21 protein-coding genes are annotated in these 23,814 nt (G+C 37.1%); 14 read left to right on the top strand and 7 right to left on the bottom strand.

Going from position 1 to position 23,814, the window contains the following annotated elements:
• Positions 1–334: 334 nt before the first annotated feature.
• The 6 genes from HMPREF9699_RS00650 to HMPREF9699_RS00625 all read right to left on the bottom strand — a co-directional run bounded on the left by HMPREF9699_RS00650 (position 335) and on the right by HMPREF9699_RS00625 (position 6,959).
• Positions 335–2,668: a ribonucleoside-diphosphate reductase subunit alpha gene (locus HMPREF9699_RS00650; RefSeq protein ID WP_002661515.1), complete on the bottom strand. Its 2,334-nt coding sequence runs from the start codon at positions 2,666–2,668 to the stop codon at positions 335–337.
• An 8-nt stretch (positions 2,669–2,676) separates the two neighbouring features.
• Positions 2,677–3,258 carry a peptide deformylase gene (gene def, locus HMPREF9699_RS00645; RefSeq protein ID WP_002661514.1) on the bottom strand — a complete coding sequence of 194 codons (582 nt, stop codon included), beginning with the start codon at positions 3,256–3,258 and terminating at the stop codon, positions 2,677–2,679.
• Positions 3,259–3,297: 39 nt separating this feature from the next.
• Complete coding sequence (locus HMPREF9699_RS00640; protein WP_002661513.1) at positions 3,298–4,287, bottom strand: ribonucleoside-diphosphate reductase small subunit; 990 nt, start codon at positions 4,285–4,287, stop codon at positions 3,298–3,300.
• Between the two features lie 124 nt (positions 4,288–4,411).
• Positions 4,412–5,863, bottom strand: coding sequence for a leucyl aminopeptidase family protein (locus tag HMPREF9699_RS00635; protein ID WP_002661512.1), 1,452 nt, complete (start codon positions 5,861–5,863; stop codon positions 4,412–4,414).
• Positions 5,864–5,875: 12 nt separating this feature from the next.
• Positions 5,876–6,361, bottom strand: coding sequence for a hypothetical protein (locus HMPREF9699_RS00630; protein WP_002661511.1), 486 nt, complete (start codon positions 6,359–6,361; stop codon positions 5,876–5,878).
• 1 nt (position 6,362) lies between these two features.
• Positions 6,363–6,959 carry a superoxide dismutase gene (locus HMPREF9699_RS00625; RefSeq protein WP_002661510.1) on the bottom strand — a complete coding sequence of 199 codons (597 nt, stop codon included), beginning with the start codon at positions 6,957–6,959 and terminating at the stop codon, positions 6,363–6,365.
• Between the two features lie 441 nt (positions 6,960–7,400).
• On the opposite strand from HMPREF9699_RS00625, the gene ruvX reads away from it, so the two are divergent.
• From ruvX to HMPREF9699_RS00585, 8 genes are all read left to right on the top strand, one after another.
• Complete coding sequence (ruvX, locus tag HMPREF9699_RS00620) at positions 7,401–7,817, top strand: Holliday junction resolvase RuvX (RefSeq protein ID WP_002661509.1); 417 nt, start codon at positions 7,401–7,403, stop codon at positions 7,815–7,817.
• The gene (def, locus tag HMPREF9699_RS00615; protein ID WP_002661508.1) at positions 7,814–8,386 is read left to right on the top strand and encodes a peptide deformylase; all 573 of its coding nucleotides are present in this window, start codon (positions 7,814–7,816) and stop codon (positions 8,384–8,386) included. The genes ruvX and def (HMPREF9699_RS00615) overlap by 4 nt, the downstream gene beginning before the upstream one ends.
• Positions 8,387–8,413: 27 nt before the next feature.
• Complete coding sequence (locus HMPREF9699_RS00610; RefSeq protein ID WP_002661507.1) at positions 8,414–8,830, top strand: DUF5606 family protein; 417 nt, start codon at positions 8,414–8,416, stop codon at positions 8,828–8,830.
• Positions 8,831–9,069: 239 nt separating this feature from the next.
• Positions 9,070–9,615, top strand: coding sequence for a 30S ribosomal protein S16 (locus tag HMPREF9699_RS00605; protein ID WP_002661506.1), 546 nt, complete (start codon positions 9,070–9,072; stop codon positions 9,613–9,615).
• Between the two features lie 274 nt (positions 9,616–9,889).
• Positions 9,890–11,491 carry a phosphoenolpyruvate carboxykinase (ATP) gene (gene pckA, locus HMPREF9699_RS00600; RefSeq protein ID WP_002661504.1) on the top strand — a complete coding sequence of 534 codons (1,602 nt, stop codon included), beginning with the start codon at positions 9,890–9,892 and terminating at the stop codon, positions 11,489–11,491.
• A 78-nt stretch (positions 11,492–11,569) separates the two neighbouring features.
• Positions 11,570–12,358, top strand: coding sequence for an SDR family oxidoreductase (locus HMPREF9699_RS00595; protein ID WP_002661503.1), 789 nt, complete (start codon positions 11,570–11,572; stop codon positions 12,356–12,358).
• 150 nt (positions 12,359–12,508) lie between these two features.
• A complete protein-coding gene (locus tag HMPREF9699_RS00590; RefSeq protein ID WP_002661502.1) occupies positions 12,509–15,370 on the top strand; it encodes a SusC/RagA family TonB-linked outer membrane protein in 2,862 nt (953 codons plus the stop codon).
• 11 nt (positions 15,371–15,381) lie between these two features.
• Positions 15,382–16,785 carry a RagB/SusD family nutrient uptake outer membrane protein gene (locus HMPREF9699_RS00585; RefSeq protein WP_002661500.1) on the top strand — a complete coding sequence of 468 codons (1,404 nt, stop codon included), beginning with the start codon at positions 15,382–15,384 and terminating at the stop codon, positions 16,783–16,785.
• A 67-nt stretch (positions 16,786–16,852) separates the two neighbouring features.
• On the opposite strand, the gene HMPREF9699_RS00580 is transcribed toward HMPREF9699_RS00585, so the two are convergent.
• The gene (locus HMPREF9699_RS00580) at positions 16,853–17,269 is read right to left on the bottom strand and encodes a DUF2147 domain-containing protein (protein WP_002661499.1); all 417 of its coding nucleotides are present in this window, start codon (positions 17,267–17,269) and stop codon (positions 16,853–16,855) included.
• Positions 17,270–17,431: 162 nt separating this feature from the next.
• On the opposite strand from HMPREF9699_RS00580, the gene prmA reads away from it, so the two are divergent.
• The 6 genes from prmA (at position 17,432) to HMPREF9699_RS00550 (ending at position 22,919) form a co-directional block, all read left to right on the top strand.
• On the top strand, positions 17,432–18,268 hold the full coding sequence (gene prmA / locus HMPREF9699_RS00575) for a 50S ribosomal protein L11 methyltransferase (protein ID WP_002661497.1): 837 nt from the start codon (positions 17,432–17,434) through the stop codon (positions 18,266–18,268).
• A 36-nt stretch (positions 18,269–18,304) separates the two neighbouring features.
• Positions 18,305–18,703 (top strand): ribosomal maturation YjgA family protein, encoded by a 399-nt coding sequence (locus HMPREF9699_RS00570; RefSeq protein ID WP_002661496.1) that lies wholly within the window; start codon positions 18,305–18,307, stop codon positions 18,701–18,703.
• Positions 18,704–18,805: 102 nt separating this feature from the next.
• Positions 18,806–19,255: a D-aminoacyl-tRNA deacylase gene (gene dtd, locus HMPREF9699_RS00565; RefSeq protein ID WP_002661495.1), complete on the top strand. Its 450-nt coding sequence runs from the start codon at positions 18,806–18,808 to the stop codon at positions 19,253–19,255.
• A 54-nt stretch (positions 19,256–19,309) separates the two neighbouring features.
• Entirely contained in the window at positions 19,310–20,125 is an 816-nt protein-coding gene (locus tag HMPREF9699_RS00560; protein WP_002661493.1) for a M48 family metallopeptidase, read from the top strand.
• A 265-nt stretch (positions 20,126–20,390) separates the two neighbouring features.
• Complete coding sequence (locus tag HMPREF9699_RS00555; protein ID WP_002661491.1) at positions 20,391–21,266, top strand: pirin family protein; 876 nt, start codon at positions 20,391–20,393, stop codon at positions 21,264–21,266.
• Between the two features lie 366 nt (positions 21,267–21,632).
• A complete protein-coding gene (locus HMPREF9699_RS00550; RefSeq protein WP_002661490.1) occupies positions 21,633–22,919 on the top strand; it encodes an adenylosuccinate synthase in 1,287 nt (428 codons plus the stop codon).
• Positions 22,920–23,814 lie beyond the last annotated feature (895 nt).

The following is a 23,814-nucleotide window of genomic DNA, read 5'->3' as shown; positions in this document are numbered from 1 at the left end:
ATTTATCAAATGTTAGAAATGAATCATCAACCTTCAGAAACGATTTATCAAGTGTCAGAAATGAATCATCAACCTGCAGAAATGAATTATTAAAGTTGATAATCCATTTTTTTACATCAAAATATCAGTTCCTTTTGTCAAAAAATTATATTCGGCTGACCGAAATTCATTTTTCATTGACCAAAATCTATTTTTTTATATCAAACATTTATTTTTGGCTGACCAAATACCATTTTTTTCCGACTAAATATCATTTTATTATGACTAAATATCATTTCTGATTGACCAAAATTTATTTTTCTCTGTTGGAACAGCGTTATTCATTATTAATTATTCAGCTCCCACATGCTAGGCATTCCTCTGGGTTGTCTAGTGAGCAAGCTACTTGTGATTGTCCTGAAAGTATCTGCGTATCTACGGTAAATTTGATGGCATCTACGGCGGCTTTGGTACGGAGGTAGTACATACCCGTTTTCAGTCCGCTTTTCCACGCGTGGAAGTGCATTGAGGTGAGCTTTGCAAAATTCGGCTCTGCCATAAAGAGGTTGAGCGACTGCGACTGACAGATAAAGGCACCTCGCTCCGCCGCCATATCAATAATGGTTTTTTGTTTGATTTCCCAAACGGTTTTGTACAATTCTTTCAGTTCGGTGGGGATTTCAGGAATGTTTTGCACCGAGCCATTTTCGGCGATGAGCTTGTTTTTCATCGTGGGGTTCCACAAGCCCAATTCGATGAGGTCTTTGAGTAAGAATTTATTCACCACCACAAATTCACCCGAAAGCACACGGCGGTTATAAATATTACTGGTGTAAGGCTCAAAGCACTCATTGTTGCCCAAAATCTGCGAAGTAGAGGCGGTGGGCATCGGTGCTAAAAGGAGCGAATTGCGTACGCCGTGGGTCATCACTTCGTTGCGAAGTTTTTCCCAATCCCAGCGGTCAGAAGGGGCTACTTGCCATAAATCAAACTGAAATTTTCCTTCCGAAAGAGGCGAACCCGCAAACGAACTGTACGCTCCTTGCTCCTTTGCCAATTCCATCGAGGCTTCCATCGAAGCAAAATAAATGGTCTCAAAAATATCCTTATTGAGCTTTCGTGCTGCTTCACTTTCAAAGGGCAAACGAAGAAGTAAAAACACATCTGCCAATCCTTGCACACCTAAACCTATCGGACGGTGGCGGTCGTTAGAAGTTTTGGTTTCGGGAATGGGATAATAATTTCCGTCAATGATTTTGTTGAGATTTCGCGTAACGATTTTGGTTACTTCATAGAGTTTTTGAAAATCAAAGCCCTTGTCCGAAACATAGCGAGGCAATGCCAAGGAAGCCAAATTGCACACCGCTACCTCATCGGCGTTGGTGTATTCCATAATTTCGGTGCAGAGGTTGGAGCTTCGTATCGTACCAATGTTCTTTTGGTTTGATTTTTCATTCACGGCATCTTTGTAGCACATATAAGGTGTACCGGTTTCGATTTGAGCTTCGAGAATGGCTGTCCAGAGTTCGCGTGCCTTGATTTGCTTGCGAAATTTTCCTTCGTTTTCGTAAGTGGTATAAAGTTCGTTGAATTTTTCGCCATACACCTCGTACAGCCCTTGTGCTTCGTTGGGGTCAAAGAGCGACCACATTTGGTCGGCTTCTACGCGTTGCATAAAGAGGTCAGAAATCCAAAGGGCAGGAAATAAATCCCTTGCGCGCATCTCCTCCTTACCGTGATTTTTACGAATATCAATAAAATCAAAAATATCCGAGTGCCACGGTTCGATATAGACGGCAATAGCACCTTTGCGTTTGCCGCCGCCTTGATCTACATACCGAGCGGTGTCATTGAACACGCGAAGCATCGGAATAATGCCGTTGGAAATTCCGCCTGTACCTTTGATGTAGCTCCCTGTAGAACGAATGTTATGAATGCTTACGCCAATACCACCCGCCGATTGCGAAATCAAAGCACAGCGTTTGAGGGTGTCGAAAATCCCCGCGATGCTGTCTTCGGTCATACTGAGTAGGAAGCACGACGACATTTGCGGTTTGGGCGTACCCGCATTGAAGAGCGTTGGCGTGGCGTGTATAAACCATTTTTCGCTCATTAGGTTGTAAGTTTCGATGGCCGCCTGAATATCCTCTTTGTGAATGCCCAAGGCTACACGCATAAAGAGGTGTTGTGGGCGTTCGGTTACTTTTCCATTGGTACGAATGAGGTAGGAACGCTCTAAGGTTTTAAATCCGAAGTAATCAAAATTATAATCGCGGTCGTAGATAACACTGCTGTCGAGTTCATCGGCGTTTTTACGAATGATTTTATAAATTTCTTCGGAGATGAGAGGTGCGTGGGTTTGGGTTATGGGGTCGGTGTATTCGTAGAGCAATTGAGCGGTTTTTGAAAACGATTTGAGAGTGTTTTTGTGCAAATTGCTCACGGCGATGCGTGCCGCCAAGACCGAAAAATCAGGGTGAATGGTAGTTTGTGCAGCGGCGGTTTCTGCCGCAAGGTTGTCCAGTTCGGTAGTGGTAACATTGTCGTAAATCCCTTGAATGACTTTTTTAGCAATTTCAATGACATCTTTTTCCGAAATTGATAAGCCGTAGATGAGTTTATGAATACGAGCCGTAATTTTATCAAAATGAACGGCTTCTTTTTTTCCGTTTCTCTTTATTACAAACATTTCTTTTTTTATTTGAATTTCATAGCATAAGCAGGAACTAGATTTCCTTTCAATAGTTTTTGGAGTTTGGATTGCATCAGTTTTTTCGCCAAGGGTTTCACTCGGTCAATGTAGAGAATGCCTTCCAAGTGGTCGTATTCGTGGAGAATCACGCGTGCGGTCATTCCGCTAAAAGTTTCGGTGATGGTTTCAAATTGTTCGTTTTGATAGCTCAATTCCACCGACCACGAACGGGCTACTTTTCCTGATAAAAAGGGCAAACTCAAACAGCCTTCTGCTTCTTCCCATTGTTCTTCGGAAAGATTTTTTATTTGCGGATTGATAAACACCCGCCGAATACCTGTATCGTTGGGTTCAAAAAGTTCGGCTCGTTCGTCCTCGTTCATCACATCGTAAAGTACTTTTGAATCGGCAACGAACAACCGCAAAGATTTACCCACTTGTGGTGCTGCCAATCCACAGCCATTGGCTTTTTCCATCGTTTCCCACATATTGTCGATGAGTTCGTTCAAATTGGGAAAATCGGGTGTTACAGCTTCTGCCTTAGTCTTCAGCACATTGTTTCCGTAAGCAAAAATGGGGAGTTTCATTTTTTAATGGTTAATGATTAATTGTTAATTAACAATTACTTAAAAATCTTCATCGAGTGAAAAAGCGTTTTGTTCGCTACTGCTTTGTGCTACGCCTGTTTTTTGATATTCACCCACACGCCGTTCAAAGAAATTGGTTTTTCCTTGCAGAGAAATAAGTTCCATAAAATCAAACGGATTGGTGGCGTTCCATACTTTATTACAACCCAAGGCAACGAGCAATCTATCGGCAACAAACTCAATGTATTGGCACATCAGTTCGGCATTCATCCCAATGAGTTTTACAGGGAGTGCATCGGTAACAAATTCTTTTTCGATGGCAACGGCATCTACGATGATTTCTTTTACGGTTTCTTCCGAAAGTTTGTTTTGTAGGTGATTGGCATAGAGTAAGCAAGCAAAATCGCAGTGCAAACCTTCGTCCCGACTGATGAGTTCGTTGGAAAAGGTGAGCCCTGGCATCAAACCGCGTTTTTTGAGCCAGAAAATAGAGCAAAAACTTCCTGAAAAGAAGATACCTTCCACGGCAGCAAAGGCGATGAGTCGCTCGGCAAAACTTCCTTTGGTAATCCATCGCAACGCCCATTTTGCTTTTTTGGTAACGCACGGAATGGTTTCGATGGCACGAAGCAAATAGTCTTTTTCGATAGGGTCTTTTACATAAGTATCGATGAGGAGCGAGTACATTTCGGAATGGATGTTTTCAATCATAATTTGAAATCCGTAGAAACATCGTGCCTCAGGATATTGCACCTCTTGGAGGAAGTTGATGGCAAGGTTTTCATTGACGATGCCATCGCTGGCGGCAAAAAACGCCAACACCCGCGAGATGAAAAATCGTTCGTTGTCGTTGAGTTTGTTTTGCCAATCGTGGAGGTCGGGCGACAAATCCACTTCTTCTGCTGTCCAGAAACTGGCTTCGGCGTTTTTGTAGAATTGCCAAATATCGTTGTGCTGTATAGGAAAAATGACAAAGCGGTCTTTGTTTTCTATTAAAAGAGGTTCGGTCATGTGATTTGATACGGTCATTTTAGTAATTATTAGGGTTGGGGGTGATGCTTCAGATGCGAGACCTACCTTTGTTATTAATCATATGAGTAGGTGAAGCCTCGCATGAAGTAATAGAGGTATATTATTGGTTATCTTAATTTTATTATTTGGTTTTAAAACATTTACTCTTCACAAATTCATAAATCAATCTTACAGGAACGGCGGTTGCTCCGCTTTGTTTATAGCCTTTTTTGTCTTTGAGAAAAGCTGCTCCTGCGATGTCGAGATGCACCCAAGGGCAATCGGTAAAATGTTCCAAAAATTTAGCTGCTGTACTGACTCCGCCAATTGGTCCGCCAATGTTTTTAAGGTCGGCAATATCAGATTTTATGAGTTCGGCATATTCTTTCCAAAGAGGGAGCTGTACAATGCGTTCATAAACCTCTTCGCCAATGGATTTTAGAGCATCGATACTTTCTTGGTGGTTGGAAAGTCCTGCAATACCAAAACTGCCAGTGATTGCTGCCGAAGCTCCTGTGAGCGTAGCCACATCAATCACCAATTCGGGGTTGAATTTTTTCGCATAGCACAGTGCATCGGCGAGTACAAGCCGTCCTTCGGCATCGGTATTTTGCACTTCTACCGTTGTGCCGTCCATTATGGTAATTACATCATCTACCACTAAGGCATTGGAACTGATTTTATTATCCGTAGCGGGTACAATACCGATGACATAATAAGGTAATTGATTCCCTGCAATGGCACACATTGCTCCTAGAACGGCTGCACCACCTGCCATATCGCATTTCATTGTACTCATTACTCCACCCACTTTGAGTGAGTAACCGCCCGTATCGAACATTACGCCTTTGCCTACCAAAACTAATGGCTGACTATTTACTGCATTTTTCGGTTTGTAGTGCATAATATTAAAAGTGGGTGGTGTTTCCGAGCCTTTATTTACCCCAAGCAAACCGCCCATTTTCAGGGTTTCGATTTGCTTTTTATGAAGAATTTCCGTTTCAAAACCGAATTTTTCGCCTGCTTCTTGTGCCCATTCTGAAAATTTGAGTGCGTCCATATAATTAGCAGGTTCATTCACTGCGTTTTTGGTGAGGGAAATGGCTTCGAGAAGTATATTAAGTTCCTTGTATTGCTGTTCTGAAACTGCGGTTTCTGAAATAAATAGCGTGATTTTACTATCTTTTTTCTTGGATAAATACTTGTCAAAATGATAACTGCTAAGCAACATACCTTCCAAGAGAGCGTATTTTTCTTTTTCGGAAAACATTTCTATATTTTCGAATACCACTTCTGTAGAGGGAGAGGCAGCGGAAGGCTGTAATGAGCCTATAACATTCGCACCTATTTGTCTTAAATCTTCTAATTCATCTTTAGAAACGGCTACCAGCAAACTTTTTTCTTCTTGCCAAAGACACCAATGTTTATTCTCTTTTTTGTCGAATGATTGACGAATTTCTGATTTTAAATTTTCCTGAATATCAATCTTCTGTAAATCTTTTTCGTTACGAATAAATCGGATTATTGTGCCTTTTTCAGATGGTGAATTGTGGGTGTATCGTTTGAGTTCTGTATAAAGGTGATTATCGGTCATTTTATTGGTTTTTTAATTGTACTGAATGTGTTTTCTACTGAGTTTTTCTAATTTATTTTGTTCTACTTTTTCTTTGATGGTTTTGTACAATAAATTTTTATGAAACTTTTCCGTATCATATTTTTCTAAAAAGCAGACATAATTGATATAAGTTTTTTGCAGTTCCCTTTGAACCTCCTCCGTGTTACAGATGTGATTTGTCATTAGACGCAATAAATAGTAAATACAGCGTTCCATGATATTAATCACATCATTGTATCTCTGTAATTCCTTATATGTGTTAGATAAGTTATTACAAGAAATGATATAAATCTGCATAAAAGGAATATGAAGCCTGAGACAATCAGAGAGATTATTATTCAGTACTTCTGCTCTGTACATGGCGTTTTTATAGCCTATTAAGGCCTCTGTAAAATTTTTTTTATGAAAAAAATGATTAGCATCAGTAGTAAGTGATTCCCAATAGTTTTTAATGTGGTTCATACATGTTTCGCTCATATTATTTCAGATTTTGGTTAGCAAAATTCCAATTGACCAATTCCCAGAAGCCTTCTACGAATTTAGGCCTTGCATTTCGGTAATCGATATAGTAGGCGTGTTCCCACACATCGAGGGTAAGGATAGGGGTTTTGTTTTCGGTAAGCGGAGTGTAGGCATCTTTCATTGGGAGAATTTCTAGTTTTCCTTCTTGATTTTGAGCCAGCCACGCCCAACCTGCACCGAATAATTTTACGGCAGTGGTAGAGAATTGTTCTTTAAAATTTTCAAAATTTCCGAAATCGCGGTTAATGAGTTCGGAGATTTTTCCCGTAGGATTTTTTCCGCCATCGGGCGACAGGCAATTCCAAAAAAAGGAATGATTCCAATGCTGAGCCGCATTGTTGAAAATAGCTACATTGTTTTGTGCGTGGCTTTTTCGGATGATATCCACGATGTCTTTTTCCGCCCATTCGGTATCTTTTACCAATCCAGCAAGGTTGTTTACATAGGTAGCGTGATGCTTGCCGTAGTGATAGTCAAAAGTTTCCTCGGTAATAATCGGGTTTAGAGCGTTTTTATCATACGGAAGCTCTGGAAGTGTGTGATTGATTTTCATTTTATTTTTGGATTTAAATGTTTATTATTGTTGATTTTTCAATTATTTAATTTGCACTTATTTTAATATTTTAGGTTAGCAAAATTAATATTTTTAGGGTAACCTAAAAAATAAATTTTTATTTTTTGTTTAATATTTCTTGAAATATTTTGTAATAATTTGTAAATCAGGTACATGTGTTGTTAAGGAGGTGGGGGTAAGAAAGGAGGCTTTATAGTGTAGATTAAACCGAATCATTTTTTTTCAAGCTATTTAGAAATTGTACAAAGTGAAAAGTGCAAGGGCTTTTGATGTAAGGTTTATTGCCTACTGCTTACCGATTATCACATCTTAACACAATTATTGTCAGAAAAATTTAAACCAGTACTTTGTTTTTCTGCAGAGTGATTTTTGATTCGCAAAGCATCATCTCCTAAAATAATTTTTGTAAATTTGCCCACTATGGGACAGATTTTAGCCTTGGATTATGGAGGTAAAAGATGTGGTCTGGCGGCTACAGATGATATGAGAATTATTGCCAGTGGCTTGGATACTGTGCCTACGGAGAAATTATTTTCTTTCTTTGAGCAGTATTTTTCATGGAATAAAGTAGATATTTTAGTGGTAGGACAACCGGTGGATTTGCGTGGGAATCCTTCTGAAATAGAGCAAGAAATATTGGTTTTTATTCAGAAATTTCAGGCGTTATTTCCTGCGGTGGAAGTGAGGAGATTAGATGAAAGGTTTACTTCTAAAATTGCATCTCATTTCATCAGCCAAAGTGGGAAAAATAAAAAACAGAGAGAGAAAAAAGAACTTATTGATAAGGTGAGTGCCACCATTTTATTACAGAATTTTTTAGAACAAATACAGAAATGATACTTCCTATTCGTGCTTTTGGAGATCCTGTGCTTCGGAAGAAAGCAAAAAATATTGATGAAAACTATCCTAAACTGAAGGAGTTAATAGATAATATGGTGGAGACCATGCATGCGTCTAATGGTATTGGTCTTGCAGCTCCTCAAATAGGACTGGATATTCGTCTGTTTGTGGTAGATGTAACTCCTCTGGCAGAAGATGAGGACTATGAAGATATTGCTGATGAACTGAAAGATTTTAAAAAAGTGTTCATCAATGCCCAAATGATAGAGGAGACGGGTGCGGAGTGGAAATTTAATGAAGGCTGTCTTTCTATTCCTGATGTGAGAGAAGATGTGAAAAGAAAAGAAACCATTACAATAGAATATTGGGATGAAAACTTTGAGTATCATAAAGAGACCTTTTCAGACATTAGAGCAAGAGTGATTCAGCATGAATATGATCACTTAGAGGGGATTTTGTTTACAGATCATCTTTCGGCATTGAAAAAGAAATTGGTAAAAGGGAAGCTCCAAAAAATAATGAATGGCGAGGTAAATGTGAACTATAAAATGCGTTTTCCTAAATAATAAAGAATAATATAATTAATATACGATATGAAATTAGAAAAAATTATTTCCATCTCTGGAAAACCGGGACTTTATAAGTTGGTATCTCAGTTAAGAAATGGCTTTATCATAGAAGATGTTATTTCCAAGAAGAAAATGAGCATTGGGAATAATAGTCAGGTAAGTTTATTGGACAATATTGCCATGTTTACTACTGAAGCAGAAGTTCCGTTATTTGAAGTGTTTCATAATATAGCAAAAGCAAACGGATACAATGAAACTATTTCTCATAAGTCTTCTGATGACGAACTGAGAAAATTCATGGAAGAAGCTTTAGTAGATTATGATAGAGATAGAGTGTATATTTCGGATATTAAGAAATTGGCACAGTGGTACAATATTCTTCAAAAAGCGGGATATATCACAGAAGAAAGTTTTGTTACCGAGGAGGAAACTGCTGGATAAATTCATTAGAGCTACTCTTAAGAGTAGCTTTTTTTATGAACTTGTATTGACTTTTTGTTTTGCTTAAATTTCTTGAGTCTTAAGAAAATTTTAAAGCACTTTGGCAAAGTATCCCAAACACCAAGTGGAAAATATATCAAACAAAAATATAACGCTGTTAAATTTCATTTCAAATATTTTTTTATCTTTGCACTTCAAATATTATAACAAGGGACGAGTTCCCATAAAACCAAAATTTTATGTCAGTAAAAATTAGATTACAGAGACATGGTAAAAAAGGAAAGCCTTTTTTCCACATCGTAGTAGCAGATTCTCGTGCAAAAAGAGATGGTAAGTTCATTGAAAAATTAGGAACTTATAACCCAATTACTAACCCTGCAACTATTGAGCTTAATGTAGATGCAGCAGTACAGTGGCTAAACAATGGTGCTCAGCCTACAGATACGGCTCGTGCTATCCTTTCTTATAAAGGAGCATTGTATAAAAAACACCTTCAAGGTGGGGTAGCTAAGGGGGCTTTTGATGAGGCAGAAGCTGAAAAGAGATTTAACGCTTGGCTAGAAGAAAAAGAAGCTAAAGTACAAGGTAAGAAAGATAGTCTTGCCAATGCTAAAGCAGAAGCTAAGAAAGCAGCTTTCGAGGCGGAGCAAAAAGTAAATGCTGATAGAATTGCGGCTAAAGAAGCACAATTGAAAGCGGCAGAAGAAGCAGCTAATGCAGAGGCAACTACTGAGGAAGTAGCGGAAGAATCTGCTGCAGAGGAAACGCCAGAAGCAGAAGCGTAATATTACATATTTAAGAATGATACATGATAAAGACATCTTGGTAAAAGGTGTCTTTATTTTTTTAGGATGAAGTTTCTTTGCAGGAAGAAAAGGGGGAATAGTGTTCGTGTTTTACATTGATGGTTGGGTGATAAATAATCGGATATGATGAAAATCATTTTAAATAAATATCGTTTATATTGTAGAAAATTGTACTTTTGAGCATTCCTTTTTGAAAAAAAAGTGAAAACATTCAGTAAAATATAGTATCTTTATCAGACTTTTTATTATTCCTATGAAAAACGAATTGATTAAACAATCGCTACAAAAACTAGGTATTACAGGCGATTTCGAGGTGGTGTACAATCCAAGCTATGAAGAATTGTACCAAGCAGAAATGTCTTCAGAAAATGAAGGCTTTGAAAAAGGTGAACTTACAGACTCGGGAGCTGTAGCAGTAAAAACAGGTATCTTTACAGGGCGTTCTCCTAAGGATAGATACATCGTTAAAGATGCTACTACCGAAAATACCATTTGCTGGGATGGTAAAGTAAACTTTCCTACTACGCCAGAAATTTTCCAGTCTTGTAAAGGTCTTGTAACAAATCAGTTGTCTAAATCGAAAAAGCTTTTCGTGGTAGATGCATTCTGTGGAACGAATCCTGATACAAGATTGAAAGTAAGATTCGTGATGGAGGTAGCATGGCAAGCACACTTTGTAACGAATATGTTCATTAGACCTTCTTTCTATGAATTACAAAATTTTGGCGAACCAGATTTTGTGGTGATGAATGGTTCCAAAGTAACGAATCCGAACTGGGAAGCTCAAGGGCTTAATTCTGAAAACTTCATTATGTTTGACCTTACTGAAAAAGTGCAAATCATTGGAGGTACTTGGTATGGTGGAGAAATGAAAAAAGGAATGTTCGCTATCATGAATTACTATCTTCCATTGAAAGGCATGGCTTCTATGCACTGTTCGGCAAATGTAGGTGAAGAGGGAGATGTGGCACTTTTCTTCGGGCTTTCTGGAACGGGGAAAACTACGCTTTCCGCAGACCCTAAGAGATACCTCATTGGGGATGATGAGCACGGATGGGATGACCATGGTGTATTTAACTACGAGGGAGGTTGCTATGCGAAAGTAATTGACCTTAGCTTTGAGAAAGAGCCAGATATCTATAAGGCAATTAAGAGAGATGCACTTCTAGAGAATGTAGTGATAAAAGATGGCTCTCCAGATTATACAGATGGTTCTATCACGGAAAATACTCGTGTTTCTTATCCTATTCATCATATCAGTAAGATAGTATTGCCATCTAAGGCAGGACATGCAAAGAAGATTGTGTACCTTTCAGCAGATGCTTTTGGGGTATTGCCTCCAGTGTCTATTTTGAATGATGACCAAGCACAGTATCACTTCCTTTGCGGATATACCTCTAAATTAGCCGGTACTGAAAGAGGAATTACAGAACCTCAGCCTTCTTTCTCGCCAGCATTTGGAGAGGCTTTCCTTACACTTCACCCAACCATGTACTCTAAGACTTTAATTGGTAAAATGAAAGAGCATGGAGCGAAAGCATATTTGGTGAATACGGGATGGAATGGAACAGGAAAGAGAATTTCCCTTAAAGACACAAGAGCGATTATTGATGCCATCATTGGTGGTTCTATTGAAAACGCTCCTAAAACCGTCGTTCCAATTATGAATCTTGAGATTCCTACAGCATTACCAAATGTATCTGAAGGTATCCTTGATCCTCGTGAAACTTATGCAGATGCATCTGAATGGGAAGCAAAAGCAAAAGATTTGGCTGCGAGATACATTAAAAACTTTGAACAATATTGTGATAACGAAGAAGGTAAACGCTTGGTAGCTGCAGGACCTCAATTGTAATCTCATATTGAATCAGTATAGAACCTTTGGTGTTTTTGCCAAAGGTTTTTTATTTTTACATTCTTAAATGAACAAATATTGAAAACGATAGTCATTACAGGGGCGTCTTCCGGAATTGGTTTTGCCCTTGCGGAGTATTTTGGGAAGAAAGGGCATAGGGTCTATGGACTGAGCCGAAAGGTAGTAGAGAATGCTTATTTCACTTCTATTCCCACGGATATTACTGAAAAAGAACAAGTAGAAAGAGCTATTCATCGTATATTAGAAGAACAGGGTAGTATAGATGTTCTGATTAATAATGCAGGAATGGGTATGGTGGGGCCTGTGGAAGACGCTTCTAAGGCAGAAATTATTAGGCTGTTTAATCTTAATCTAGTGGGAGTAGTTCAGATGATGTCTGCGGTATTGCCTACCATGCGAAAACAGAAAGTAGGGCATATTGTTAATATTTCTAGCATTGGTTCAGAGATGGGATTGCCGTTCAGAGGGTTTTATTCCGCTTCAAAATCAGCTGTGGATAAAGTGACAGAAGCCATTCGGTATGAAGTGTCTCCATGGAATATAGAAGTATGTACCCTTCATCTAGGAGATATTAAAACGAATATTGCAGACCATAGGGTAAAATCAGAAGTATCTTCTCCCTATCGTGCCACTTTTCAAAAGGTATATGCACTTATGAACACCCATGTAGATGAAGGAATGGAACCTGATGGGGTAGCCGCTTATATGGAAAGGTTGTTGCAAAAAAAACATTGGAAAGCACATTATTATTATGGGAAATTAGGGCAAAAAATAGGCATTCCACTCAAATGGCTGCTGCCACAAAAGTGGTATGAAAATCTTATGAGAAAATACAGCGGTTTATAATAAAAACAAGTAGATATGTGGTAAACAAGAATAAATTTCTTTTTTAGAATGAGAAAAAATAACTCATAATCAAAAAAAAAAGTTAATTAATTTGGTTATATTAAAATTTCTTAACATATTTGCGACTAAGAAATATTAAAAATTGTTAATATGAGTGTTAAATCAAAAGTTTTAAGTGCTGGTGTGCTTTTCTTTTTGGGTGGCCAAATGATGTTGGCACAAAAAGCGAAAAATGACACAGTACAGAAAGAAAAAAAGATTGAGGAGGTGGTTATTGTGGGATTTGGTCAAAAGAAAGTAATCTCTGAATTAACTGGCTCTGTTGGAAAGATTGGAAAAGAAATTGCAGATGTTTCTTTGGGGTCTATTGATAAGGCTTTAGCAGGAAGGGTGCCTGGCGTACAAACGGGAATGAGTACTGGACAACCTGGAGGAGCAGCAGCAATTCGTATTCGTGGTATGGCTTCTGTAAATGGTAGAAACAATCCTATTGTTGTAATTGATGGAGTTCGTGTAGCACAAGGGGATTTGACTCAAAATACTACTACGGCTAATATTTTGGCTAATTTAAATGAGGCAGATATAGAGAGCGTAACAGTATTAAAAGATGCTGTTTCTACTGCAGTATATGGGGCAGATGCGGGGGCTGGAGTTGTTATTATAACAACTAAATCTGGAAAAAGAGGAAGAGCACAATTTAATGTGAGTTCGGAAACGGGGGTTTCCTATAGAGCAGTTGAAGGATATAAGTCGTTGACTGCCTCTCAATATAGACAATTATTGGCTCAATCGTTGGCTAATGAGAAAAAAGTGGGCTATAATATGGCATACCAAAATGCGGTGAATGGCGTATATGGAGGAGCGATAGCAACGATTTTTAACACTCCTTATGATACAGATTGGAGGAGAGAGACGGAAAACACAGGTGGTGCTGTATTGAGCAAAGTTAATGCATCTGTTTCAGGGGGGAATGATAAGATTACTTATTTTTCATCTCTAGGTTATTTTGAACAAGAGGGGATAGTTAGAAATTCCTCTTTTAAAAGAACTACTTTTGCTACTAAGGTTAATTATAGAGCGACAGATAAGTTGACTTTATCGTCAGATCTTCAGGCTTCTTATGGTAAGACGAGTACTTTATCTGATGGAGGAACCTTCGCGAACCCTATATTGGGGCAATATTTCCTTAGACCTACAGATCCAGTGAGAAATCCTGATGGTTCTTATAATTTAGGGGTGAGAAATAGAATGTCTAACAACTTGTTTAATGTAGCCGCTTTACAAGATTTAAATTATCAACACGCTAACACAGCGAGGATTTTTGGTAATCTTCAAGCCGAATATAAGTTTTTTAAAGGTTTGAGTTATAGGTTTGTATTTGCTCCTGAATTTATCAACATAGAAGAGGATAATTATAGATCACCTCTTCATGGAGATGGGTTTAATTTGGGCGGGTCTATGACGAGTTATTCTACTAGATATTTTAATTTTAATATTCAGAATATCTTAAGTTATGCTTGGAAGCTTGGAGAAGTAAATAATTTTTCTGCTAGTTTAATACAAGAGGCTTATAAGGAAGATTATAGACTGGTAGGAGGAAACTCTAATGTAGTAGGTTCACCAAAACTGTACACATTGGATAATTTTATTATACCAAGGGATGTAAGAGGAGCAAAAGCCATAAATACAAGAGGTGGATACGCTGCAACTTTACATTATGATTACGATAAATTATTTTTATTAGACTTATCAGGAAGACAAGATAAAGTATCTAATTTCTGGCCAGATAAGAAGACTGGGTATTTTTGGTCAGCAGGTGTAGGAATAGATTTAGCTAGACTAGAATTTATAAAGAATATTGACGCAATATCTCAAATTAAGTTTTCTGCTTCGTATGGTAAAGTAGGTAATATGCCATCTAAAGATGTTATACCATATTCGACTTATAGATATTCTTTTAATTATGGAGAGCAAGCAGGAGGGTATCCAAGAGGAGTGAATAATCCCGATTTAAGATGGGAATCGGTAAAGCCTTTCAATGCTGGATTGGATTTGGCATTCTTTAAAAATAGATTAAATTTAGGAGTAGCTTATTATCACAAGGAAACTTCGGATATGATTTTTAGTATTCCATTGTCTCTTGCACAGGCAGGGTATACGGTAGTAAATTCTAGTCCTTATGCCATTAAGTATGTGAATGTGGGGACTATGTCTAATTCTGGATTTGAATTTAATATATCAGCGGATATTATTAAGACGGAAGATTTTAGATGGAATCTTGGAGGTAATTTGGGCACTTTAAATAACAAAGTAACAAAGTTATTTGGAGGTAACGATGTGATTTCAGGCTCTCGGATTTTGAGAGAAGGAGAGGTGGCCAATGCTTTTTATATGAGAAAATGGGCGGGAGTTGACCGTGATACTGGTAAGCCTCTTTGGTATATTAATGGAAAAGATGGAGAAACAACATCAAACTATAATCAAGCCAAAATGGAAATTCAGGGAAGTCCTTATGCAACACTATTTGGAGGTGTAGATACACAGATTGAAATTAAAAATTTTACCATAGATGCTCAAATGAGTTATGGCTTCGGTAGTAAGATTTACGGAGGGTATATGAATTATTTATTTAGTGATGGGCAGTATGTAGCTAGTTATCCAGGTGTTGCTGATCAATTGGATTATTGGACACCAGAAAATAAAGATGCTCTTAATCCAGCTCCTATTTTTGGAAAAGGAAATTTAAATGCAAGTGCTACATCTACTAGATTTTTGTATAAGGGAGATCATTTAAGATTAAGAAGTTTGAAAGTTGCTTATACATTTAATAAAAACACTCTAAGTGGGACAGGGCTTTCCGCTGTTCAAATTTATCTTGTTGGGAATAATATTTGGACTTATACCTTTGATAAGAATCTAAAATTTGATCCAGATTTTCAAGTTGGAGGAACAAGTTCTTTGGCATTACCTCCAATGAAGACTTATAGTTTAGGGGTTAATTTAACATTTTAAAATAAAAAATAATGAAAAAGTTAATATATAGTTTATCTATCATCGCTGCAACTTCATCTTTGGTATTTACTTCTTGTAGCAGAGATTTTACTGAGACTCAGTTTTTCCAAGAAGAGTTAGCAGCAGAAATAACAACAGTAGAGCAGCTAGAGTCATTCGTAAATGGAACCTATGTTAAAATGAGATCTTCCAGTTATTTGGGTAGTCAATATAGGGGATATGCTCAAGTTCATACAGATGAGACTTATTGTACTCAGTTTAGTGGTAGGAATGTTAGATGGGCGACATATACATTTACATCATCTGATGGAGATGTTGAAGGTACTTGGTATGCAATCTATCAAGTAGTGGGGAATGCTAATATTGTAATTAATGCATCCAATAATCTTTCTTTAGGGGGACAATCGGGTACTACTGCAATTACAAATAGGATTAAAAATTTAAAAGGGCAAGCATATGCTGCAAGAGCTCTGGCATTTTTTGATTTGTTAAAACTTTATGGACAGGGATATTCTGGTGGGAATTTAGGTGTTGTTTTACCTACACAGTATAAGCCAGAAACATTAATGCCTCGTGCCTCGATTGCTGAAACTAAAGCTCAAATTGAATCTGATTTTGAAAATGCTTTGAAGAATATAGCTGTAGGGGCTAATGCCTCAAGAACCAAAATTGAATTTGATATTCATGCAGTGAAGGCACTTATGTCTAGGTATTATCTTTACACGGGAGATTATATGAAAGCCGCTCAATATGCAGATCAAGTGATTGCTTCGAATAACTATGAGGTAATTTCTTCTGGTGATTTCGTATCATCTTTTGCTAAAGAGAAAACAAAAAATAGTATTTTTGAGTTAGCTTTAGGTCTTAATGGAGCTTTAGGTACGACCTCTTACGATTATTTGATGAATCTGAATGGATATGCTAATATTGCTGTACTTCCGTCTGTTGTTTCTATGTATGAAAATAGTGATGTTAGAAAAAATGTTCTTGAACAAGATGGAGAGTATTATATCTCAGGTAAATTTTCAGATTTAAAAGGAACTACAAATATTAAACTGATAAGATATGAGGAGGTTCTTTTAAATGCTGCGGAAGCTCATTTGAATCTTGGAAATACGGCTAAGGCTTTGAACTACTATAATGAATTGATAACCAATAGAGGTCTTAATGCTGTTACTCTCGTAGATTTAGATACAATCAAAAAAGAGAGAACTAAGGAGCTTTTAGGCGAAGGATTTAGATTTTGGGATTTATTGAGATGGGGAGAAGTCATCCCATATTATGATAATATTGGAGTAAGAGATGCTTCCAAGGATAAGATGATAGGAGACAATTTGTTGGCTTTTCCTATTCCTCTAAGGGAAACCAATACTCCAGGTTCATTGATTATTTCAAATCCAGGGTATGATAACTAATACTTTTTGATATACCAAAAAAAGCTATCCGTTCAGGATAGCTTTTTTATTACATATGTTTTTCTAATTACCTCACCCTATGCCAGGTTTGGGTTTTTACGGCAATGCCCAGTACAATGGCTTTTACTTTTAGTACATCTCCTTCCCTTACCAATTCTGTTTTATAGCTTTTACCATCTTTAGGATTAGTGATAGTACCTCCGGTAAACGCATCCCCTTTTTTGGAAAGTCCGCGGATGATTTCTAAGCCGATGAGTGGTTTGTTTTTTCTGTCATCTTTACATTTTACGCAGTTTTCATTTTCTGGTTTCATAAGGAGTTGGACTATTTTTCCGTGGTATTGTCCATTATTGGTTTTATAAATTTGAACAATGGATTTCGCTTGTTTCGTTTCATCATCAATGGTTTTCCATTTTCCTTCTATTTGCCCAAAAGCTACGGAACTTATGAATGTGGCCAATATGCCAAAAACTAATTTTTTCATACTCTAATTATTTTATTGTTTGGATAAAATTAAACATTTTTTTCAAATAAACAAGCGGGAATGAGATAACTAGGTAGGTAATTGGGAGATAAGATAACAAGGGAATAAGACATTTCGTTGTTTTATCTGAAATAGATTCGCTTATCTTTGCAAAAAAAAGATATGCAGCAGTATATAGAATGTAAATTTGTAATAGAACCGCTTCAGCCGTGGAGTGAGATACTTATGGCGGAACTCATTACCATTGGTTTTGATAGTTTTACTGAAGAACAAGATGGAATATTGGGATATATTCCAGTGTCACTTTTTGATGAGAAAAAATTTGATGAATTGGTGGCATTTAATTCGTATGAAGTCAAAATTTCTTATTCTTTTGCTGAGATGCCGAATATCAACTGGAATGAAGAATGGGAAAAGAATTTTGATCCTATTTATGTAGAGGACAAGGTGCTTATTCGGGCAGAGTTTCACGAAGCGAATCCTAATTTACATGAAATTATTATTCAGCCCAAAATGTCTTTCGGTACGGGGCATCACCCTACTACTCACCTTATGATTCAGCAGATGCTAGAAATGGATTTTAAAGGAAAGACAGTTCTAGATATGGGCTGTGGTACTTCAGTATTGGCTATTTTTGCCAAGCAAAAGGGGGCAGATAGGGTAGTGGCAATAGATATAGATGAATGGTCTGTGGAAAATTCTAAGGAAAATGCAGTGAGAAATCAGGTAGAACTAGAGATAGCTCAGGGTACGGCTGATAATCTGGGTAAAGATACCTTTGATATTATTTTAGCCAATATTAATCGGAATATTTTAATTTCGGACATTCCTACTTACGCCCAAGTGCTACATAAAGGAGGCTATTTATTGCTTTCTGGATTATGTTTTTTTGATGTAGAAGATATTATGAAAGTTTGTCAAGAAAATAATTTAGAGCTTATAGGCAAACAGCAAAGAGAGGAGTGGATGAGTCTACTTTTAATGAAAAAGGAAGAGTAAATAAGCGATAGGAAATATTAATATTACTCTGTAATCATGAAAAAAGGCATTCATTTTAATCTTAAATATTTTTTATTTAGCGTTCTGCTTTTTATTGTAGAGGTGGTGATTGCGGTGTATTTATCTCACTATCATTTTATCAGAGCTTATTTGGGAGATGTGATTGTGGTGATGCTTATTTATTCATTGGTGCTTACTTTTTTTGATATTTATCACAAAAGTAGGCTTATTTTAGGAACTTTTATCTTTTCAGTGGCGGTAGAAGTTGCCCAGTATTTTCATATCGCTGACCGATTGGGGTTTCAGCAAGGGAGTATTCCGCATATTGTTATTGGTAATTCATTTTCTTGGTGGGATATGCTCTGTTATGGTGTAGGATGTGTAATTTTGTACGGCTTATACCAAGCCTTTAAATACAATAAGCAAAGCTCATGATTACTTGGAATTAGCGATAAGAGAGCTAAAAAATGAATGAATTATTCTCATTTATTTTGATTCCCAATGAATTCCGTAGGGTAAAAAAATAGATAGTATATTATGAAAGTTGTTATTCAGAGAGTAAGTGAAGCCAGTGTTACTGTAAATCAGGAAGAAATCTCCCGAATATCTAGCGGTTTTCTACTTCTCATAGGTGTTAGTGAGGAAGACACTCAGGAAGATGCGGATTGGCTGGTGAAAAAAGTGGTTCAGCTCAGAGTTTTTTCAGATGATAGTGGAAAGATGAACCGTTCTATACAGGATATACAGGGGGAAATCTTATGTGTAAGCCAGTTTACCCTCTTTGCAGATTATAAAAAAGGAAACCGACCTTCCTTTATCAAAGCTGCGAAACCTGATATTGCTATTCCGCTTTTTGAATATTTCAAAGCCCAAATTTCTAAATATCAAATTCCCGTAAAGAGTGGTGTTTTCGGGGCGGATATGAAAGTTTCTCTCCTTAATGATGGACCAGTAACTATTCTTATGGATTCAAAAACAAAAGAATAATGAGTATCGTATTGTTTTTATTTGTATATTGGCATAGTTAAAAACAAGCAAATTATGAAAAAAACAATTGTATTGGCACTCCTAGTTGGGCTTACCACAGGAATGAATGCTCAAAGAATTAAATTAGGAAAAGTATTAGATGCTACCACCAAGGGAATTAAGGCATTATCTTTTTCCAATGAAGATGCTGCGAGGCTTTCCAAAGAATCGGTAGATTGGATGGATAAAAATAACAAAGTGGCAGATAGCAAAAATCCATATGCCAAAAGGCTCAATAGACTTACTGCTAAACTCAAAAGTTATGATGGGCTCAACCTTAATTATAAGGTATATTTGGTAAGGGATATTAATGCTTTTGCATGTGCAGATGGGAGTATCCGTGTATTTTCCTCGCTCATGGATATTATGACGGATGATGAACTTCTCGCGATCATAGGGCATGAAATAGGACATGTGAAAAACGAAGACACTAAAGATGCTATTAAGTCCGCATATACTAAAGCGGCACTATTAGACGCCGCATCTTCTGCGAGTAATACAGTGGCACAGCTGAACCAAAGCCAAATAGGTGCTATGGCGAATCATTTTCTAGATTCTTCTTATGGTAGAAAGCAAGAATCTGAAGCGGATGATTATGGATATAAGTTCATGACTGCTAATGGCTATGATGTGGTAGGGGCTTATACTGCGTTTAAAAAATTAGAACTTTTATCTGCAGGTGCAAAGCAGAATGGTTTCCAAAAAATGTTCAATTCTCATCCTGACAGTGGTAAAAGAGCAGAAAGAATAAAAAAGCAGGCAATGAAGGATGGGCTTTGGAAAGACCCAGGTACGGTGGAACTTCCTAAATCACCGCTTCCACAGAAGTAATCGTTCAAGAAAAGATTGTTCATATAGGACAATCTTTTTTTATACCTATTTATGGCAGTGCTTATCTTGATTTTTTGATTTTGCTTAAATTTTCTGAACCTTATTCCAACGGACTAAAAAAAACTTTGGCAAAGTACCAAAAACATTTTTTACTTTTCAATGGATATTTTTACCCAATGAGTTGAGATATTATAGTACTTCTTAGCATATGTCAATGACAATAGCAGGGGTAAATGCGTAATTTTGTGTATATAAAATCAATGTTATGAATACCAAAAAAATAGAAAGAATAGCTCAGCCAGGGCAGCATCATTTTGTGGGGGACGGCTTTAGAGTAATCAATTTTATCCCGAGCTACTCAGGAATGGATATGAAAAGAATGGACCCATTCATCATGTTGGATTATAATTCTAAATATCATTTTCCGCCTAGTAAGAGACCACGCGGAGTAGATGTACATCCTCATAAAGGTTTTGAAACGGTTACTATTGCCTACAAAGGAAAGGTGCAGCATCATGATTCATCAGGTGGAGGTGGCGTCATAGAAGAAGGTGGAGTACAATGGATGACCGCAGGAAACGGTATCCTTCATAAGGAGTTTCACGAAGAAGAATGGTCTAAAAAAGGAGGCGAATTTCAGATGGTACAGCTATGGGTGAACCTACCTGCCAAAGATAAAAGAACGCCTGCCAAATACCAGTCTCTCAATAATGAAAACATCCCAAAAGTGTCTCTATCTGAAAAAGGAGGTGTGGTAGAAGTTATCTCTGGCGAATATCAAAATACGCAAGGAGGTGCCAGTACTTTCAGTCCTGTGAACTTGTTCAGTGTGAAAATGAAAAAAGATGAAAAAGCGAATTTTACTTTCCCAAGCCATTATAATACCGCACTTTTGGTCATAGAGGGAAAAGTATTGGTCAATGATGCGGAGATCGTAAGGGGAGACCATCTCGCACTTTTTGAAAATAATGGAGAAGACTTTAGTTTAGAAGCAGATGATGATGCGGTAGTGCTCATTCTTAGTGGTGAACCATTGAATGAACCCGTTGCGGCACATGGACCTTTTGTGATGAATACTCGTGAAGAACTCATAGAAGCATTTAATGATTTTAATATGGGGAAATTCGGGTATTTAGAATAATCGTGGCTGATTAAATTTAAGAAGCTGTCCAGAAAAGGGAGAGCTTCTTTTTTTTGTTCGTTTTGAGTAAAACCACTTTTCTCCATTTAACAGAAAACGAAGCTAAGAGTTGAAGAATATGGTGATTTTTTTGTATGCAAAGGTATTGAACTGCTTATTCTTTGTATTAAAAAAGTATTAAAATGTTATAATCAAGAGGCCGTACGCCAAAAGTCTTTATACTTTGTACAATTTTATCAAATTTAGCATTCTTCATAAACTCATTGTACTTCATTTTTATGTACTAAAAGTTAAAAAATATACACGATAAAATTGCCATAACCAATCGGAATAATTAAATTTGTGCCGATACTAAAAATAAATAATATGTCTACTTTCGTAGTGGTAGGTCTCCAGTATGGAGATGAAGGTAAAGGGAAAATTACCGATGTTCTTTCAGCTAAATCAGACTATGTGGTGCGTTACCAAGGTGGGGACAATGCAGGGCATACGGTATATGTAGGAGATGAGAAATTTGTTCTCCATCTATTGCCTTCTGGGGTTTTACAATGTCCTGGGAAATGTTTCATTGCCAATGGGGTAGTGGTAAATCCTAAATCTTTCATTAAAGAAATTAACCAAATAGAAAGCAAAGGGCTGAAAACGGATCATGTTTTCATTAGCCGGAGAGCTCATGTCATCATGCCTTATCATATTCTCATGGATACTTACCGTGAAGAAGAGAAAGGAGGGACAGAGATTGGGACTACTAAGAAAGGCATTGGTCCTTGCTATGAAGATAAAATAGCGAGAGTGGGCATCCGTATGATAGATCTGCTTAATCCTGAAATTCTTAGAGAAAAATTAGAGAAAAATCTCAAAGTAAAAAATGCTATTTTCTCTAAATATTTTGAAAAACCTACCTTGGATATAGATGAAATCTACGAAGAATTCTTGGCAATTGGGCAGCAGCTCAAAGATAGAATAGTAGATACAGAGGTGGAGCTGAATGAAGCCATCCAACAAGGGAAAAATGTACTCTTTGAGGGGGCACAAGCGCTCATGCTGGATATTGATTTCGGAACTTATCCTTTCGTAACCTCTTCTTCGCCCTCTACGGGAGGTGTATGTGCAGGGGCAGGAGTTCCACCTACAGCATTACAAAATCTTATCGGTGTTTCCAAAGCCTATACCACAAGAGTAGGGAATGGGCCTTTCCCTTCGGAATTACATGACGAGCTGGGAGAGCATATCCGAAAAGTAGGGCATGAATTTGGGGCAACTACGGGAAGGCCACGCCGTACGGGTTGGCTAGATTTAGTATCTCTAAAACATGCTTGTATGATTAATGGGATTAATAACCTTGTCATCACTAAATTAGATGTGCTTACGGGGATTACTCCGCTTAAAGTGGTTACTCATTATAAAACCGAAGATGGAAAAATCATTGATTACTTTACTTCTTCTACTCATAAACTCTATCATTATGAACCTATTTATGAGGAATTAGAAGGCTGGACGGAAGATATTACCAAAGTGCGTTCTTACGAGGAACTGCCAGAAAATGCTAAAAAATACATCCAATTCATTGAGAATTATCTCGGTATTAATGTTTATTTGGTTTCCGTAGGACCAGAAAGAAGCCAAAATATTATCCGTAAGGAATTATTTTAATTCTTATATTATGTAAAGACTAATTAATCCATAATGGCTGTCTTCATAGGCAGCTTTTTTATAATGACATCTTAATTTCTAAAATCATTTGCTTTGTATATTTCTAATAAGATTTTGGTAAAATGCTTTATTATGAAGATTTGACCTCGTAGAGGTCATATGTTTATAGTGGAATATTTTCCTATATAACATACAACCCCGAAGAGGTCTCATAACAAAACGGTGGCTGTTGCTATATACATTTGCCCCCGCTGTAGTCATACATGCAGTAGGAATGGGACGATTGGCTTTTAGCTACTAGCAATTAGCTTTCTAATCTCTAACTTCCAATTTCTCTCTTCTAAAATCATTATACATTCTACTTTGTACGCGGTACAATCTCCAACATCTAAAATTAACTTTTAAAAAACTTTTTGTGTATTAGAAAACTTTATCTATCTTTGCCTCGTTATGTTACACACAATCAACACATATAAAATTACTGAAAAAAAGTTGACTAAAAATTTGGTCAATTCAAATGATTGTGTAAACACACACACACACACACACACACACACACACACACACACACACACACACACACACACACTTACCTTCGCTAAGTATATATAAATATGCGTGTGTACGCGGAATCTATAAAAAAAATCTAGAGCGAGCAAATATCGGATATTTTAATTTATATCCTCCTTCTTTCGGAAGGGGGCAATTTTGTTTGTGTCTGTGTCATCATCATAGTTATTTGTTATCCCATAGAGGAGAGACCTGTACCAGTACATTCCCTATCCTTTACCAGAACTTTTTACAAAAATCAATACGATATCAGTGTCTCCCTTCTAATTTGTACAGTTCACTAATTGTTTTTTGGGAGGATAGGGATTTAATAAGGAATTATCTA

Source organism: Bergeyella zoohelcum ATCC 43767 (assembly GCF_000301075.1).
Taxonomy (GTDB): Bacteria; Bacteroidota; Bacteroidia; order Flavobacteriales; family Weeksellaceae; genus Bergeyella; species Bergeyella zoohelcum.
The sequence above is the reverse complement of the archived record's forward strand: the minus strand, read 5'-3'. Positions and strand labels throughout refer to the sequence as shown.

Coding starts and splice junctions, on each gene's coding strand:
- ruvX (WP_002661509.1), top strand. CDS start 7,401: ATGGGACAGATTTTAGCCTTGGATTATGGAGGTAAAAGATGTGGTCTG.
- HMPREF9699_RS00640 (WP_002661513.1), bottom strand. CDS start 4,287: ATGACCGTATCAAATCACATGACCGAACCTCTTTTAATAGAAAACAAA.
- HMPREF9699_RS00585 (WP_002661500.1), top strand. CDS start 15,382: ATGAAAAAGTTAATATATAGTTTATCTATCATCGCTGCAACTTCATCT.
- HMPREF9699_RS00550 (WP_002661490.1), top strand. CDS start 21,633: ATGTCTACTTTCGTAGTGGTAGGTCTCCAGTATGGAGATGAAGGTAAA.
- prmA (WP_002661497.1), top strand. CDS start 17,432: ATGCAGCAGTATATAGAATGTAAATTTGTAATAGAACCGCTTCAGCCG.
- pckA (WP_002661504.1), top strand. CDS start 9,890: ATGAAAAACGAATTGATTAAACAATCGCTACAAAAACTAGGTATTACA.
- dtd (WP_002661495.1), top strand. CDS start 18,806: ATGAAAGTTGTTATTCAGAGAGTAAGTGAAGCCAGTGTTACTGTAAAT.
- HMPREF9699_RS00560 (WP_002661493.1), top strand. CDS start 19,310: ATGAAAAAAACAATTGTATTGGCACTCCTAGTTGGGCTTACCACAGGA.
- HMPREF9699_RS00590 (WP_002661502.1), top strand. CDS start 12,509: ATGAGTGTTAAATCAAAAGTTTTAAGTGCTGGTGTGCTTTTCTTTTTG.
- HMPREF9699_RS00580 (WP_002661499.1), bottom strand. CDS start 17,269: ATGAAAAAATTAGTTTTTGGCATATTGGCCACATTCATAAGTTCCGTA.
- HMPREF9699_RS00630 (WP_002661511.1), bottom strand. CDS start 6,361: ATGAGCGAAACATGTATGAACCACATTAAAAACTATTGGGAATCACTT.
- HMPREF9699_RS00605 (WP_002661506.1), top strand. CDS start 9,070: ATGTCAGTAAAAATTAGATTACAGAGACATGGTAAAAAAGGAAAGCCT.
- HMPREF9699_RS00625 (WP_002661510.1), bottom strand. CDS start 6,959: ATGAAAATCAATCACACACTTCCAGAGCTTCCGTATGATAAAAACGCT.
- HMPREF9699_RS00650 (WP_002661515.1), bottom strand. CDS start 2,668: ATGTTTGTAATAAAGAGAAACGGAAAAAAAGAAGCCGTTCATTTTGAT.
- HMPREF9699_RS00555 (WP_002661491.1), top strand. CDS start 20,391: ATGAATACCAAAAAAATAGAAAGAATAGCTCAGCCAGGGCAGCATCAT.
- def (WP_002661514.1), bottom strand. CDS start 3,258: ATGAAACTCCCCATTTTTGCTTACGGAAACAATGTGCTGAAGACTAAG.
- def (WP_002661508.1), top strand. CDS start 7,814: ATGATACTTCCTATTCGTGCTTTTGGAGATCCTGTGCTTCGGAAGAAA.
- HMPREF9699_RS00570 (WP_002661496.1), top strand. CDS start 18,305: ATGAAAAAAGGCATTCATTTTAATCTTAAATATTTTTTATTTAGCGTT.
- HMPREF9699_RS00635 (WP_002661512.1), bottom strand. CDS start 5,863: ATGACCGATAATCACCTTTATACAGAACTCAAACGATACACCCACAAT.
- HMPREF9699_RS00610 (WP_002661507.1), top strand. CDS start 8,414: ATGAAATTAGAAAAAATTATTTCCATCTCTGGAAAACCGGGACTTTAT.